Below are 15,571 nucleotides of genomic sequence, written 5' to 3' on the forward strand. Positions count from 1 at the left end.
AGTCATTTTCGTAAACAGCAGTAAGAGCGATTCCGTACTTGGAGGGGTATTCAAAACGTGAAAATGTAGATATTTTTGCGACCGGAGATATTTTGTCCTTGACAAAAGCCTTCTAATGAGTGAACCCGCGAATGTAGTTTCCAGCGCCAGTTTCAAAAGGCTAAAGTGTTACAAATTTCACCATTAAATATTTTGCCAAAAATGCAAAGAAATTACTGATAAAGATAATTAGGGACCACTTCCCATATTACTTGCTTTATCTTGCTGGAAAAATAAGGGAAGTGTCCCTATATTTCTATTTAATGGTAGGGTGGATTAAGGCATTGTCTTTTATGCCGAATCCACCAAAATAAAGGCAGCGAAAACGAACAGACACTAAATACTTCAGGCAACACGGTTGGTATTCCATTACGAAGAGGGTTTAATTTTAAATTATCATTTGATGGATTCGCTTGTCGCTTAATCCACCCTACGCTTCTTATATACGAATTTGTTTAAGCACGCGGGTGAAATTTTTGGTGGATGGCTTTAAGGTGTTGTTTGTTAACATGGGTGTATATTTGCGTAGTAGAGATGCTTACATGGCCTAACATTTCCTGGACAGCCCGTAAGTCTGCCCCGTTTTCCAGCAAATGTGTCGCAAATGAATGCCTCAACTTATGGGGAGAAATAGCTTCGGTAATTCCCGCTTTTAATGCACAATTTTTTACAATAAGCCAGATGTTTTCTCTCCGTAAAGGCCGTCCCGTCCTCGATAAGAATAAATAATGACTGTTCTGACTGTCTTTGATTTGCGGTCTTACGGTCGTCAAATATTCCTGGATGGCGATGGATGCCTTTTTCCCAAGAGGTACGATTCGTTCCTTGGAACCTTTGCCCTTGCATTTTATATATCCATATTCCAGGTTTATTCCGTTCAGCGATATTGTGGCTACTTCGGATACCCTTGCACCGGTAGCGTAGAGTAGTTCGAGAATGGCTTTATTCCGGATGCCTAGTTTTGTTTTGACGTCTGCGGCGGAAAGGAGGTCTTCGATTTTGTGTATCGGCACTACATAAGGTAATTTTTTCCATAGTTTTGGACTGTCGAGGGATACAAGGGGATTTTTTTGCAGTTTTCCTTCAAGGATAAGGAATTTATAAAACATGCGGATGGAAACAATTGCACGGTTAATAGAGTTTACCGATTGTCCCCGGTGTTTTTCAGAAATAATGAAGCTTGTTATGATATTCGGACGGATAGTGCTGAAATCATGAATATTTTTGCCTAATAAGAATTTTATAAAAAGCTGCAAGTCGCTTTGGTAGCCATGAATGGTGTTCATGGCTGAACCACATTCAACAAGAAGATAGTTTATAAAGGAATCAATAAGTTCATCCAAGGCACTAAAAATCCTTCTGAAAAATAAAGTATTTACAAACGGCCTGATTTCAGGATGCCTACTGCCAACCCCATTCCCAGGATACCCGCAAATACAAACCCCAATATACCCAGTGCCGGAAAACCATACACCAACGGTCCTTTATCGGCCATGATAATGAGGGAAGAGCCTATAATAAGGGCGGAAATAACGAGACTGAATGAAACCCGGTTGCTTGATTTGTCCATTTCGGAGATAAATTTTGAAAGGCCCTGATGTTCAAATTCTATTTTTAAAGTCCCCTTTTTAATCTTCCTTAAGATTTCAAAGGCGTCTTTTGGAATATACTTTAAAATGTCTATCAATTCACTGGAATACATCTCTATATCTTTGAATATGCGCCTTGGATCATAGCGTTCAAGCACAAGTTTTTCTACGAATGGTTTTGTATGAAGTATGGAATTGAATTCAGGGTCTAATTGTCTGGCAACTCCGTCTATGGTGGCAAATGTTTTAAAGAGAAGATGAAATTGGGGGGGGATTTTTAGTTTGTGCCGTGTCATTAAATCGAGGGTCTGGTGTAACATTGCAGGGACTTCTATTTGTTTTAACGGGATATCGTAATATCGTTCTAAAAATTCGCTGATATCATTCTTTAGATCGCGGATAGGATTTTCTTCATCAATTGCCCCTAACAGCTCTAAAGCCTTGATAATGCCGGGTATATTTTTTTTAGATACTGCAATGAGCAGTGTAATGATAGCATCGCGCGTCTCTTCATCAAGCCTGCCCACAATCCCGAAATCGATAAAGGCGGAAACATTATTGGGAAGAACAAAAATATTGCCAGGATGGGGGTCTGCATGAAAGAAACCATCTATGAATATTTGCTGAAGTACTGCATTTGCCCCGTTTACCGCGACGGCTTTTTTTTCTTCAGTAGTGTGCGGCTGAAGCAGATATTCATTCAGCCGTATCCCATGTATTTCTTCAGTAGTCATCACCATTGGCCTTGTGTAATCCCAATATACTTTCGGGATATGTATGGTTTTGTTGTCCTTAAAATTCTTCCGGAATTTATCCATATTGTGCGCTTCGTAGGTAAAATCTATTTCTTTTGTGATAACCTTTGAAAATTCATCGACAATGGTGATCGGGTTGAGAATCCTTATATCTTGCATATACCAGTCTGCGAGCTGGGCAAGCGTGTTAAGGATATCTATATCTGTGGTAATTATTTTGTTGAGGTTTGGCCTTTGTACCTTTATTACCACATTTTCACCTGTTTGAAGCCGCGCTTTGTGTGCCTGTCCCAAAGATGCAGCAGCGAACGGCACGGGATCAAATGAAGAAAATAACTCTTCGGGTAATTTCCCAAAAGAGTCTTTTATCTGTTTTTTGACGTCTTCATAGGGAAATGGCGGCACCCGGTCCTGCAATTTGCTCAGTTCTTCGCAAAGATCCAAGGGGATTAAATCAGGTCTGACACTTAAGATTTGTCCAAATTTTATAAAAGTAGGGCCAAGTTCTTCCAGCACCTTTCTAAGGCGAACAGCGCGGGGTTCCTGTGTTTCCGCAAAATATCTGAGGAAACGGTTTTTGATAACGCCCTTGCCGAAGGCATAGTTTTCCAGATGAAGGCGTTGAATAACAAAGCCGAACCCGTGCTTGCCCAGAATCCTCATGATTTTGTTCAGGCGGTGAATGTCTCTGATTTTTTGACGAATTTTTCTGATTGGCATGAAGTTATACTCAAAAGGTTTACAGTTTGTGATTTTTCAAATTGATACAAAGCAATTATTCCGTAATGGGTGGCACTGAAAAGCCTTGCTTGTCAGTGGTTTTGTAATATTTGCTCAATGCTTTGTAATTGCAAAAGCAGGGGCGAAGCATTTGCTACAGATTGTCATAAATGCGTTCATAGCCAAACTGGTAAATGCTTCGCCCCTGCCGTCGTTGCATATCCACATTTCAAAATGTATGCTTCATAGACAACGGAGTGAGAGTTCAACACTGAAAAACAGGGTTTGTCCTTGCCACCCTAGTCCACAGTCCTAAATCTGCCGACTGCTACTATAGAATAGAAAATTCCAAGTCCCTTACTTCTTTTCCTTGATGTCTAATTCTTTCAAAATAGCTTCAAGTTTTTTTTGCATTTCCTGGAGTTCGTGCCGTGTCGGTATGTCAAGCTTGTGGAGTATTTTTTCTACTAATTCTTCCGTCCGTGTTTCAATCTCTTCTTTGCTGGGAAGGATTTTCTTCAGTATTTCTTTTACTTGCGCGAGGGTTTCATCCTTTTGGATTTCGCCTTTTCGCACCATTTCTTCAATGAGTTCGTTTGCATTTTCTTTCGTTACAAGCATTGCGCCAAAACCAAGGTTTACTGCTTTTTTCATAATTTCTGACAGCATAGTAATCTCCCTTCCCTATAATTTATTCTAACAAAACCAGGCCATATATATTCACTTCGTCGGTTTTACTCGTGAGTGTTTCTATTTTAAGATTAAGGTTTCTTACAGTCTGATATACATCAATGCCGCATGCTTCCATTGATGGCCTGGCTTCCTCCGTGCGAATGCATGTTGAAGCAGCATCGCATTGTTCGCATAATTGGCATGGGCCTGCTCCTAGTCCAAAAGCTTTGTAAAATCCCAGGGAGAAAGCCTTTTCTTCAATTTTTGTTATCATATATCTCATTTGCCAGCTCAGGTGGCCATGCAAGAGCAATGCATTGCTGTATTCTTTCAGAATTTCTTTCATTTCATCATAAGCAGGGGAATGTGGGGGGCATGTTAGTTTTTTATTGTATTCGCTGCAGCCGTATTTACATTTTAATTGAACCCATCGTGCAATGCTTATCACTTCGGGGTGTATAAAAAAGGCTTGTTCGCAGCCGAGGGACAAGGCTTCTTTTATTAAAACATTGTGCCGTTCGTCATTATGTTGCCGGTGGGCAATGGCGGTAAATGTTGTGTTACTATGCATAGGAACTCCTGAAAAATAGTTCTTGCGAAGCGTGATGGTTGTTGTTATATACAAACAACAAGACTGATTTTACTATAAACCGTCATTGTTTTGTAATTAAATATTTTTTCGCTTAGAATTACGTAACACTTTAGTTTTTTTGAAAAAGTAGAGGCGAAGCATTTGCCCATTTGGGTGTGAACGCATTTAAGATAATACGATTGTTGGAGTTTTTCAAAAAACTAAAGTGTTGCTAAAATACATGTCCATTCATTTTTGCCGGCCGGAATAATTGAAAAGTTATCGTCTACAAAAAAATGCAGGAAAAAAGTAAACGCCCTACAATAAAACAATTGCCTCTCAACGAACGCCCACGTGAAAGGCTAATCCAGGGCAGTGAAGAACATTTAACCGATGCGGAGCTTTTAGGCATCATAATCCGCGATGGAACGCAGGAATATAGCGCCATTGATTTAGCGAAGAAACTTCTTTCTGACTATGGTGATTTTCGAGCATTAAGTGCTATTTCAATAGGTGAACTATGCAAGGTGAAAGGCATAGGCCCTGCCCGTGCAGCGCAAATCAAGGCCTCGCTTGCCATTGCGAGACGATTTTCTACCATTCCGGTAAAAACGGCGCAACAATTTAAAAAGAGCAGCGATATTTTCCATCATTTTCACGAAAGGTTGAGGGAAAAGAAGCAGGAATATTTTCTTATTACATTACTAGACAATAAAAACCGGATCATAAAAGAATTGACTATTTCCATAGGGAGTTTAACACTCAGCATTGTGCATCCGCGGGAGGTATTTAGCCCTGCTATTAAAGAATCTGCCGCATCGGTAGTTTTTGTGCATAACCACCCTTCCGGTGACCCTGAACCAAGCAAGGAAGATATACAAATAACACAGAGGCTTCAGGAAGTGGGCAATATTGTAGGTATAAAAGTCCTGGATCATATTATTGTAGGGAATGGATGTTATGTAAGTTTGAGGGATAAAGGGGTTGTGTCATAAGACTTCTTTTGTCGGCAATCTATAATCGGCGGTTAACGAGAGACGAGAGACTAATGACAAATGACTAATTATAGATGAGAAAGAAGAGGGAATGATAGATATTGTTTTTTATATAAGCTTATTTATAAATTTTTGTCTGATCTGCGAATACATGCGATCGTCCTTAATTATCCAGGAATTGCAAAAAGAGCTAGAAAAAGAAAAGGAACTTGGAAAAATGCTTGAAAGAGAACTTGAAAAGGCGAGAGCAAGAAAAAGCGAGCGGGAAAAAGAAAAAAAGGATGAAGATAGCATATTGAAAATAAATATGAGGCCTGTATTTAGAGATTAAGTAACAATTTTCGTTTGCCCGAAATACATGTAGAATTACAACCCACTTAAAAGTTATTTCCTTGCACTTTTTGTCAAAATATTTAATTGTAAAATATGATAATTGGGTAACATTTTAGTTTTTTGAAAAACTAAACTAATTCGACAATTGTGAAAAATGAATAATTACAGAAAAACAAAAATAGTATGTACCATTGGGCCGGCGAGTAATTCTCCGGCTATGATTGAACAGTTAATATGTGCCGGGATGAATGTGGCACGTCTTAATTTTTCGCATGGCGAACTATCCCAACACAAAGAGTGTATTTCCCATATTCGCGCCATTTCGGAAAAATTAATGCAACCCGTTGCCGTGCTCCAGGATTTGTCAGGGCCAAAGATAAGAATCGGGATGCTTTCCGGCGATGCGGTTACCTTGAAGACAAACGATACATTTACCCTTACCACCAGGAATATAGTGGGGAATGAGCGTGTTATATCAATCAATTATTCAGATTTACCCATGAATGTATCTATAGGCGATACCCTTCTGTTAAGTGACGGAGAAATAGAAGTAGAAGTCATACAAAAGGATGATAGAAATATTCATTGCAAGGTAATTGTGGGAGGGGTACTGACCTCTCGAAAGGGAATTAATATTCCTGCACGAAGTTTGCCGGTATCCTCATTAACGGAAAAGGATAAAAAGGATCTGGAATTTGGAATAGAGCAAGGGGTTGATTACGTAGCGATGTCTTTTGTAAAAACCGCTGAGGATATAACGGAATTGCGGGACCTTATACAGAAGAAAGGCAAAACTATCCCAATTATCGCGAAAATTGAAAAGCACGAGGCAGTAGATAATATAGAAAAAATTGTGAATACTGCGGATGCAATTATGGTTGCACGGGGAGATCTTGGGGTTGAAATACCACTGGAGAGAGTTCCTTCCGTTCAGAAAATGATTATCCGGCTTGCAAACAGATACGGCAAACCAGTGATTACCGCAACGCAAATGCTGGCTTCAATGGTAAATAACTATCGCCCCACACGGGCAGAGGTGACCGATGTCGCAAATGCGATTCTTGACGGAAGCGATGCGGTAATGCTCTCAGAAGAGTCGGCAATAGGGCGCTATCCTGCCGATGCGGTGCTAATGCTAACGAAGATTGCGAAACAAATTGAGCCTGATTTAACGCAAAGCAATACATTCGAAAAATTTCGCATACCGGAAAACCGTACCACTATTCCTGACGCCATAAGCATAGCAACGTGTCAGGTCGCAAATGAATTAAACATGAATACGATTATCACCTGTACCCAATCGGGAAGTACGGCTCGTTTTATTTCAAAGTATCGCCCGCGGCAGAAGATCCTTGCTGTAACTCCTTCGGTATGCACCTACAGAAGGCTTGCATTGGTGTGGGGTGTTATACCGATTCTTACCGAATCAATGGAAAATACCGATGATATGATGAAAAAAGGCATAGAGGCGGCAAAACAAGCAGGATACATTGGCGAAAATGAAACCATTGCGATTACCGGAGGTGTACCGGTAGGGATACCTGGTTCAACGAATTTGTTGAGGGTGTATTAAGATGAAGAAATCATTGACCCGTGAAGAAATGAGAGAACTTGACCGGAAAGCTATTGAGGAATATCAGATTCCCGGGATGCTCCTGATGGAAAATGCAGGCAGAAATGTGGCAGAGGAGGTGGTGAGAGAAACCGGTGACCTGCAGAGAGAAAAAATTGCTATTGTATGCGGCAAGGGCAACAACGGAGGGGATGGTTTTGTTGCAGCAAGACACCTTTCTAATAAAGGCATTCCGGTTGAAGTATTTATTTTTGCAAAAACAACGGATATTCCAAAGAAAAGCGACGCCGGTATAAACCTGCGAATACTTCTGAATATGAAGATACCGGTAAAAGAATATATTGATCTTCAGGCGGTAAATGATGCCATTGATAATCTGAAACGCTTTACAATGCTCATTGATGCGCTCTTTGGCACAGGATTGTCCGGAGAGGTGCGTGAACCGTTTACAACATTGATTCGTGGGATAAATACACTGAAGAAAAAAATCATAGCTGTGGATATACCATCCGGCTTAGATTGTGATACCGGCAATGTATTGGGAGCTGCAATAAAGGCAGGAAAAACGATAACTTTTGCCGCGTGCAAAAAGGGATTTTATCTGGGAGAAGGGCCAAATCATACGGGAGAGGTTGTCGTTACCGATATAAGCATTCCCGGGGAATTGCTTAGGCAAATGTGTTAATCATGAATTAATAAAAAGGAAACCACAGATTTCACAGACTTCGTCGAGAGCTCAGTCGAACGATTACACAGATTAAAAAAATCCCAAATCCCAAAATTCAAATCGTAAATCGTAACTCTCCAACGTATCTGTTTAAACCGGCAGAGTAGTAATCATATTTTTTTAAAGGATTTATCATGGTGAAGTCAGCATACACGGAAGAACATATAAAATCACTGGACTGGAAGGAACATATCCGTCTTCGTCCCGGGATGTATATTGGTAAACTTGGCGATGGGTCGTCTATGGATGACGGCATCTATGTGCTGGTGAAGGAAGTGGTTGATAACTCTATTGATGAATATGTGATGGGTTTCGGAAAGACAATAGAGATTAAAATCAGTGAACATGAGGTGGCGGTGCGCGATTACGGGCGCGGCATCCCGCTGGGGAAAGTATTCGACTGTGTCGCCAAAATTAACACCGGTGGTAAATACGATTCCGAGGCATTTAAGAAATCAGTAGGGTTGAATGGCATTGGTACGAAAGCGGTGAATGCATTATCAGGTTATTTCATGGTGCAATCTATACGTGACGGCAATGCGAAATCCGTTGAGTTTTCCCGTGGCAATATGACGAAAGATTTCCCGGTTGAAAAGACCAGCCATCGAAACGGGACATTAATACAATTTATTCCTGATGAGACGATATTTAAAAATTACCGTTTTATTCCCGATTTTCTTGAGAATCAAATCTGGAATTATGCCTACCTCAATGCCGGATTGACCATTGACTTTAACGGAAGGAAAATTCATTCCGAAAATGGTCTTTTTGATTTGCTGACCCGGAAAACAGACCCGGAGACCCTGCGGTATCCGATTATCCATTCCCGCGACAGGGATATTGAATTTGCTTTTACCCATGCCGACCAGTATGGCGAAGAGTACTATTCCTTTGTGAACGGACAGCACACAACCCAGGGGGGTACTCACCTGGCCGCTTTCCGTGAGGCAATAGTCAGGACGGTACGCGAGTTTTATAAAAAGGATTTCGACGCCGCTGACATCAGGGCTTCCATTGTCGGCGCTATTAGTGTGCGCATACAGGAGCCGGTGTTTGAATCGCAGACGAAAACAAAACTAGGCTCGATTAATATCAGCCCGGACGGCATTTCCATTCGTGCATTTGTTAACGATTATGTGAAAAAAGAACTGGACGATTATCTGCATAAGCATAATGATGTTGCAGAAAAGCTTTTGAAGCGTATCCTGCAGTCTGAGCGGGAACGCAAAGAAATCGCCGGCATAAAGAAACTGGCAAATCAGAGGGCAAAGAAGGCCAATCTCCATAACAAAAAATTGCGGGATTGCCGTATACACTACAATAGCGAAAAGAATGAACAACGTTACGAAAGTTCTATCTTTATTACAGAAGGGGATTCTGCGAGCGGTTCAATTACGAAAGCGCGCAATGTGGAGACTCAGGCCATCTTCAGTTTGCGGGGCAAACCGCTTAATTGCTTTGGATTAACCAAAAAAGTGGTCTACGAAAACGAAGAATTTAATCTGCTCCAGCACGCTTTGAATATTGAAGACGGTATTGAAAATCTGCGCTACAATAACGTGATTATTGCCACCGATGCAGATGTTGACGGGATGCACATCCGCCTGCTATTGATGACGTTCTTTTTACAGTTTTTCTCCGATTTAGTGAAGAACGGGCACGTGTATATACTTGAAACACCGCTGTTTCGTGTTCGCAATAAGAATGAGACAATGTATTGTTATAACGAGGAAGAGAAACTCGCAGCGATGAATAAGATGGGTAAAAATCCTGAAATAACGCGTTTTAAAGGCTTGGGAGAGATATCGCCAAATGAATTTGGACAATTTATTGGCGAAAATATTCGTCTGCAGCCTTTAGTGCTTGGACAAAAAGATTCAATTGTTCAGACGCTGAGCTACTATATGGGGAAAAATACCCCTGACCGGCAAACATTTATTATAGAGAACCTGTCCGTTGAGAAGAATGTAGCTTAAGAGTATGGTTAATAATAAAATGTTTAAAAGTTCTTCTGAAGCAAATGGCGTCATCCATGAGGCGCTTCATGTTTCGGAAATGTACAGCAACTGGTTTCTTGAATACGCATCGTATGTAATCCTGGAAAGGGCAGTTCCTGCGTTGCTTGACGGATTAAAGCCCGTTCAGCGCCGTATTTTACATTCGATGAAACAGATGGACGACGGACGCTTTAATAAAACAGCCAATATTATTGGCCATACCATGCAGTACCATCCACATGGAGACGCCGCTATTGGTGAAGCGCTGGTTAATTTGGGACAAAAAGACCTTCTGATTGAGACGCAGGGGAACTGGGGCGATATTTCGACGGGTGACTCCGCAGCCGCTCCTCGTTATATCGAAGCGCGTCTTTCAAAATTCGCCCTTGAAGTGGCTTTTAACAATCAAACCACCGAATGGCAGCTTTCATATGATGGCAGAAAGAAAGAGCCTGTGCTTTTGCCCATGAAATTTCCGTTGCTGCTGGCACAAGGCGCTGAAGGTATTGCCGTAGGTCTTGCTACAAGGATTATGCCCCACAATTTTATTGAATTGCTTGAAGCATCAATAGACACACTGCGCGGGAAAGAAGTAAATCTCCTGCCGGACTTTCCCACGGGAGGTATGGCGGACTTCAGCAATTATAACGAAGGGTTGCGCGGCGGCAGAATCAACGTTCGGGCAAAAATAGAGATATTGGAGAAGAAAACCCTTGTTATCCGCAGTATTCCTTACACGACTACCACGGCTAACGTTATGGATTCCATCGTAAAAGCAAATGAAAACGGCAAGATAAAAATCAAAAGAGTGGTGGACAATACCGCAAAGGATGTGGAGATAGTTGTTGAACTCCCGCCAAATGTCTCTCCCGATGTCACTATTGACGCACTGTACGCCTTTACTGATTGTGAAATATCCATATCGCCCAACGCATGCGTCATTATAGATGAAAAACCAAGGTTTCTCGGTGTGAATGAAATCCTGAAAATATCTGCAAAACACACCGTAGGTCTTTTGAAACGCGAGCTGGAGATTAAACTTGGCGAACTGCGGGAAGCATGGCATTTTTCTTCACTGGAGAAAATATTTATTGAGAAGCGCATTTACAGGGATATCGAAGAATGTGAAACATGGGAAGGGGTGATTGCCGCCATTGATAAAGGTTTGACGCCTTATAAAAAACATTTTCAACGTGAAATAAATGAGGAAGATATCGTCAGTCTCACCGAAATAAAAATTAAACGCATTTCCCGCTTCGATTCCTTTAAGGCCAACGAGGCTATTAAGGCACTGGAAGTCGAAATCAAACAGGTTGAATATGATTTAAAGCATCTTACCGAGTACACTATTGCCTGGTTTGAAAATCTGATTAAAAAATACGGAAAGGGTCGGGAAAGAAAAACACAAATCCGCAACTTTGAAACTATTCATGTTGCACAGGTTGCCCAGGCCAATCAAAAACTGTATATTAACAGGATGGATGGTTTTATAGGCTATGGCCTCAGGAAAGAAGAGTACATTGGCGATTGTTCTGATATTGACGACATCATTGTTTTCCTGTCGGACTGTACCTTTATGGTTACACGGGTATCGGAAAAAGCATTTGTCGGAAAAGATATTATACATGCCCAGGTATGGAAAAAAAACGACGCACGCATGATATACCACATGATATATCAGGATGGAAAAGACGGTCCCGTTTATGTGAAACGTTTTGCAGTCACTTCCATTACGTACGATAAATCCTACAACCTGTCGCAGGGGAAAAAAGGCTCAAAGGTACTTTATTTCAGCGCAAACCCAAACAGCGAATCAGAGGAAGTAACGGTGGCACTCAGCACGAAAAGCGCTGCCCGCAAACTGACATTTGACTATGACTTTGCCGGTCTTGCCGTGAAGGGACGTGCTTCTATCGGGAACAGGCTTACAAAATATCCGGTTCGCAAGATACTTCATAAAAAAGCCGGAACTTCTACCCTCGGCGGGATTGATATCTGGTATGACGAGACGGTTGGAAGGCTTAATAGTGAAAACCGTGGGAAATATTTGGGCAAATTTGAAGGGGAAGACAGGATACTGGTGATATACAAGGATGGCGCATTGGAGTTGACGACCTTTGAACTGACAAATCATTATGATAATGAAAAAATTGACATACTTGAAAAATATAACCCTGAAACCATTATTACCGCGGTATATTTTGACGGAGAATCAAAAAATTACTACATAAAACGCTTTAAAACAGAATCAGATGTTGTTGGCCGTGTCTTCTCATTCATTGGAGAAAGTGAAGGTAGTTTTCCGGCAGTTGTCACAACGGATGCAGACCCTAAAGCAGAGATACACAGCGTTTTCGGACGTAAAAAAGAAAAACGAAGTGAAGTTGCGTCTTTGAATAACCTTGTGGATGTCAAAGGATGGAAGGCAAGAGGCAATCGGTTGAGCAGTTATGAGGTAATCGACGTTAAGATGGTTGAGAACGGAAAACCAGAACCGGACCATGACGCAAAAGAAGACTACCATCAATTGAAGCTGTTTAATGATAGAGGGCCGCGGTAATTGTGAAATCCGAAACACAAAATCCGAAGCAAATTCTAATTACAAAGCATAAAATTCAAAACAAATCCAAAACTTCCTGTCTGCGTGCGACCACATACAGGCAGGCAACAATACGAAGTACAAAATTTGTAGTGCGACTAACCTCGTCTCACTACATTGTTGGAATTTTCCAAAATACTAAATTGTTACGCGCGTTTAGAATTTCAAATAATTTTGTCATTAGAAGTTGTTTCGGATTTCGCAGTTATTATTTCGTGCTTGTTTTGTTCCGGTTCAAAGTCTGTCGGCAACATAGCTGCCGGAATTTCTTTATTTGATTTTAATCCCAGATTTTTGAGTTTTAATGCTTGTCCAATCAAATTGCCGCTTCCACTATTGAGTTGTCCAATGGCTGCGTTGTATGATTGTTGGGATTTATTAATGTGTTTTCCAACATCTTCCAGAGTTGAAACGAATGTTACAAATTTTTCATAGAGTAAATCCCCTCTTCTTACTATTTCCATTGCGTTTTTGCTTTGCATCTCTCTTTTCCATAAATCGGCCATTAACTTTAAGCAGGCAATTAAATTTGTTGGACTAATGAGTAGTATCCTTTTTTCATAAGCATATGCCCAAAGGTCTTGATCTTTTTGAATGGATATTAAATATGCAGGTTCAATAGGAACAAACATCATTGTAAAGTCTAATGAACCCTCAAGGGCATCATATTTTTTTCCGTGCAGATCATCTATGTGCCCATAGATTGATTTCAAATGCTCAGCCAAATGAATTGTTTGTTCGTCGGTTGTCTCTGCTGATGAAAACCTGTCGTAAGAGACTAATGATACTTTTGAATCGATAATTATTACTCGATTGTCGGGAAGTTTCACCATGACATCGGGTCTTAAACTGTTTCCCCCTTCGTCTTTTATTGTCTGTTGTAAAAAGTATTCTCTGTCTTTTACCAATCCTGATTTTTGCAAGATACTTTCAAGAATCATTTCACCCCAGTTACCCTGCTTTTTCGCCTGACCTTTAAGTGCCGTCGCAAGATTATTAGCCTCACTGCTTACTTTATTTGTTTGTTCCACTAATTCTTTTACTTTCTCTTCAAGTGAAAATCGTTGCTTAGACTCCTTGTCATACGTTTCTTCAACTTTCTTTTTGAAGTTGTCGATGTTTTCACCAAGCGGCTTTAAAAGAGCTTCAATGTTTGTTTTATTTGTTTCGGTAAATTTACCGGATTTTTCTTCCAGAATTTGATTTGCTATTTTTTCAAATTGCAAATGAGAGGTTTCCTGCATTTTAGTGATCTCTTCTTTTTGAGTCGATAGTTTTTCCGTTAGTGCAGAATTTTTGGCAGTCAGTGTGCTGTTCTCGGCGGTTATTTTCGTTATTTTGTCTGATAGTTGGACTAATGCGTCTGCTTGTTTTTGATTGAGTTCTTTCTGAGATTTCAAATTTTCTTTCAACGAATTATTAGTTGCATTTCCTTCGGCGATTTTCTGCTTTAATGAATTGATTTCATTTTGCAGAGATGTGTTTAAGGTCGTTTGCTCTGCCATCACCTTTGAAAGTTCAGCAATTCTCAATTCATTGTTTTTAACTGTTGTTTCCAATGAAGAGGATTTGGATTGAAGTCCTGTAAGCTCTATTGCTGCTGATTCATACTTTGTATTCAATTTTGAATATTCCAGTTGTTGCACTAAAAGCCTGTCCTCTGAAACCTTCCATTGTGTATTTGTTTCATGGAATTTCGCATTTAATGTTTCATAGGCTGTTTTAGAAACACTTTTTGCCTTGTTTAGCAAATAGAAAATGATGTAGGAAACTGAAAGCCCTGCTATTAGGCCGGTTAAAATTGATATTATATCCATTTTGTCTGTTTATTTCTGGTATTTCTTTAATACAATGACTGTCAACGTTTCGCGGGTATCGCTTCAGCCCTCACTACGGTTTAAGAAGATATGTCCCGAGCGAAAAATATGTGGTCAGCGAAATGATATCGGAAATTGCCAATACAAGTGGGCACGAGGCATGGGTTGGATTAATACCCATCTTCTTAAAGAGTATCGGTAAAATACATCCAAGGAAAGAAGCGGTAACGATGGTAAATAGGATTGTAAGAGACAGGACTATAGAGAATACCTGTTCATGTAGCCAGAAAAAAGACACCAGGTACATGATTCCGCCGCACAGAGCGCCTATTTTGAAACCGATGCGTATCTCGTAAAGAACAATCCCTTTCATTTTTATAGTTCTTCCAAATGAAGAAAGAGTAACCGCAACTGCCTGCGTGCCCATACTTTCTGCAAGACCTAAAATTACCGTTATAAAGAATGCGATAAAAATAAACTTGTTTAAGGTGACGCTGAACAGGTTTGCAATCAGCGCACAAGTAATTCCGCTCAGAATGTTAAAAAGTAAATAGGGGAATCGTAAAAAGGTGCTTTTGAAAACAGAAGGTTTTCGAAATTCTTCAAGTTTTATACCGATTATATTGAGCAGGTCATCCCGTGCCCGCGTCACATCCTCTTCAATTGCTATTGTGTCTTCTATTAAATTATTAACCCGTGTAACGCCAATAAGTTTTCCTTGTTCGTCAACAACAGGGAAGGCCAGGAATTTATACATTAAAAAATATTCAAGCGCTGTATCTAAAGAAGTTTCCATGAATAGTTTGATGGGGTTGCGTATCATAATATCAGAAATCTTTGCTTTTTTGGGAGAAGTGATAAGTTTTCTTAAAGGTATTATGCCCGTCAATTTTCCTTCACTATCAGTGGCATAGCAATAAAAAATATTACCAGCGAGCTTACTGTCACGGATAAATTCAAAAGCAGTTTCAATTGTACTATCTTCCGAAACAGCAAGCATTTCAGTAGAATATTTAATTTTGGCACTATAGTCAGGGTCTGAATTTCTTAATTTTTTATTGCGAAACAACATGATTGCACTATTCTTTTCTATATTAAGAATGACTCCCGTGAGTAGGAGGTAAATTTGCTAAAAGATAGTTAGGGTTGAGATTTATGATAGCGGTATAATAAAAAAACTAAAT

Annotated in this window: 12 protein-coding genes; 6 read left to right on the top strand and 6 right to left on the bottom strand. The window is 40.3% G+C overall.

Annotated elements, in window-relative coordinates:
• Nucleotides 1-494: 494 nt before the first annotated feature.
• From xerD to QZT26_RS04215, 4 genes are all read right to left on the bottom strand, one after another.
• Nucleotides 495-1,382: a site-specific tyrosine recombinase XerD gene (gene xerD / locus QZT26_RS04200; RefSeq protein WP_164995160.1), complete on the bottom strand. Its 888-nt coding sequence runs from the start codon at nucleotides 1,380-1,382 to the stop codon at nucleotides 495-497.
• A gap of 32 nt (nucleotides 1,383-1,414) precedes the next feature.
• Nucleotides 1,415-3,103, bottom strand: coding sequence for an AarF/ABC1/UbiB kinase family protein (locus QZT26_RS04205; RefSeq protein ID WP_164995159.1), 1,689 nt, complete (start codon nucleotides 3,101-3,103; stop codon nucleotides 1,415-1,417).
• A 357-nt stretch (nucleotides 3,104-3,460) separates the two neighbouring features.
• Nucleotides 3,461-3,772, bottom strand: a complete 312-nt coding sequence (locus QZT26_RS04210; protein WP_099323846.1) for a phasin family protein — start codon at nucleotides 3,770-3,772, stop codon at nucleotides 3,461-3,463.
• A gap of 22 nt (nucleotides 3,773-3,794) precedes the next feature.
• Entirely contained in the window at nucleotides 3,795-4,346 is a 552-nt protein-coding gene (locus QZT26_RS04215; protein WP_164995158.1) for a DUF2284 domain-containing protein, read from the bottom strand.
• Between the two features lie 296 nt (nucleotides 4,347-4,642).
• Between QZT26_RS04215 and radC the strand changes: the two genes are divergently transcribed.
• From radC to QZT26_RS04245, 6 genes are all read left to right on the top strand, one after another.
• The gene (gene radC / locus QZT26_RS04220) at nucleotides 4,643-5,341 is read left to right on the top strand and encodes a DNA repair protein RadC (protein ID WP_099323844.1); all 699 of its coding nucleotides are present in this window, start codon (nucleotides 4,643-4,645) and stop codon (nucleotides 5,339-5,341) included.
• A gap of 91 nt (nucleotides 5,342-5,432) precedes the next feature.
• Nucleotides 5,433-5,672, top strand: coding sequence for a hypothetical protein (locus QZT26_RS04225; protein WP_099323843.1), 240 nt, complete (start codon nucleotides 5,433-5,435; stop codon nucleotides 5,670-5,672).
• A 156-nt stretch (nucleotides 5,673-5,828) separates the two neighbouring features.
• On the top strand, nucleotides 5,829-7,247 hold the full coding sequence (gene pyk / locus QZT26_RS04230) for a pyruvate kinase (protein WP_099323842.1): 1,419 nt from the start codon (nucleotides 5,829-5,831) through the stop codon (nucleotides 7,245-7,247).
• A 1-nt stretch (nucleotide 7,248) separates the two neighbouring features.
• A complete protein-coding gene (locus QZT26_RS04235) occupies nucleotides 7,249-7,932 on the top strand; it encodes an NAD(P)H-hydrate epimerase (RefSeq protein ID WP_295100882.1) in 684 nt (227 codons plus the stop codon).
• Nucleotides 7,933-8,108: 176 nt separating this feature from the next.
• Nucleotides 8,109-9,950 (top strand): DNA topoisomerase IV subunit B, encoded by a 1,842-nt coding sequence (locus QZT26_RS04240; protein WP_295100884.1) that lies wholly within the window; start codon nucleotides 8,109-8,111, stop codon nucleotides 9,948-9,950.
• Between the two features lie 4 nt (nucleotides 9,951-9,954).
• The gene (locus QZT26_RS04245) at nucleotides 9,955-12,531 is read left to right on the top strand and encodes a DNA gyrase/topoisomerase IV subunit A (RefSeq protein WP_295100887.1); all 2,577 of its coding nucleotides are present in this window, start codon (nucleotides 9,955-9,957) and stop codon (nucleotides 12,529-12,531) included.
• Nucleotides 12,532-12,734: 203 nt separating this feature from the next.
• Here the strand turns inward: QZT26_RS04245 and rmuC are convergent, their stop codons facing one another.
• A complete protein-coding gene (rmuC, locus tag QZT26_RS04250; RefSeq protein WP_295100890.1) occupies nucleotides 12,735-14,387 on the bottom strand; it encodes a DNA recombination protein RmuC in 1,653 nt (550 codons plus the stop codon).
• A gap of 73 nt (nucleotides 14,388-14,460) precedes the next feature.
• Complete coding sequence (locus QZT26_RS04255; RefSeq protein ID WP_099323837.1) at nucleotides 14,461-15,459, bottom strand: magnesium transporter; 999 nt, start codon at nucleotides 15,457-15,459, stop codon at nucleotides 14,461-14,463.
• Between the last annotated feature and the right edge of the window lie 112 nt (nucleotides 15,460-15,571).

Origin of the sequence: uncultured Candidatus Kuenenia sp., from assembly GCF_900696675.1 — a bacterium.
Classification (GTDB): Bacteria; Planctomycetota; Brocadiia; order Brocadiales; family Brocadiaceae; genus Kuenenia; species Kuenenia stuttgartiensis_A.

Bases quoted from the DNA above. Each gene is read 5' to 3' on its own strand.
- QZT26_RS04240 (WP_295100884.1), top strand. From the start codon at position 8,109: ATGGTGAAGTCAGCATACACGGAAGAACATATAAAATCACTGGACTGG.
- QZT26_RS04215 (WP_164995158.1), bottom strand. From the start codon at position 4,346: ATGCATAGTAACACAACATTTACCGCCATTGCCCACCGGCAACATAAT.
- QZT26_RS04245 (WP_295100887.1), top strand. From the start codon at position 9,955: ATGGTTAATAATAAAATGTTTAAAAGTTCTTCTGAAGCAAATGGCGTC.
- QZT26_RS04210 (WP_099323846.1), bottom strand. From the start codon at position 3,772: ATGCTGTCAGAAATTATGAAAAAAGCAGTAAACCTTGGTTTTGGCGCA.
- pyk (WP_099323842.1), top strand. From the start codon at position 5,829: ATGAATAATTACAGAAAAACAAAAATAGTATGTACCATTGGGCCGGCG.
- rmuC (WP_295100890.1), bottom strand. From the start codon at position 14,387: ATGGATATAATATCAATTTTAACCGGCCTAATAGCAGGGCTTTCAGTT.
- QZT26_RS04235 (WP_295100882.1), top strand. From the start codon at position 7,249: ATGAAGAAATCATTGACCCGTGAAGAAATGAGAGAACTTGACCGGAAA.
- radC (WP_099323844.1), top strand. From the start codon at position 4,643: ATGCAGGAAAAAAGTAAACGCCCTACAATAAAACAATTGCCTCTCAAC.
- QZT26_RS04225 (WP_099323843.1), top strand. From the start codon at position 5,433: ATGATAGATATTGTTTTTTATATAAGCTTATTTATAAATTTTTGTCTG.
- QZT26_RS04255 (WP_099323837.1), bottom strand. From the start codon at position 15,459: ATGTTGTTTCGCAATAAAAAATTAAGAAATTCAGACCCTGACTATAGT.
- QZT26_RS04205 (WP_164995159.1), bottom strand. From the start codon at position 3,103: ATGCCAATCAGAAAAATTCGTCAAAAAATCAGAGACATTCACCGCCTG.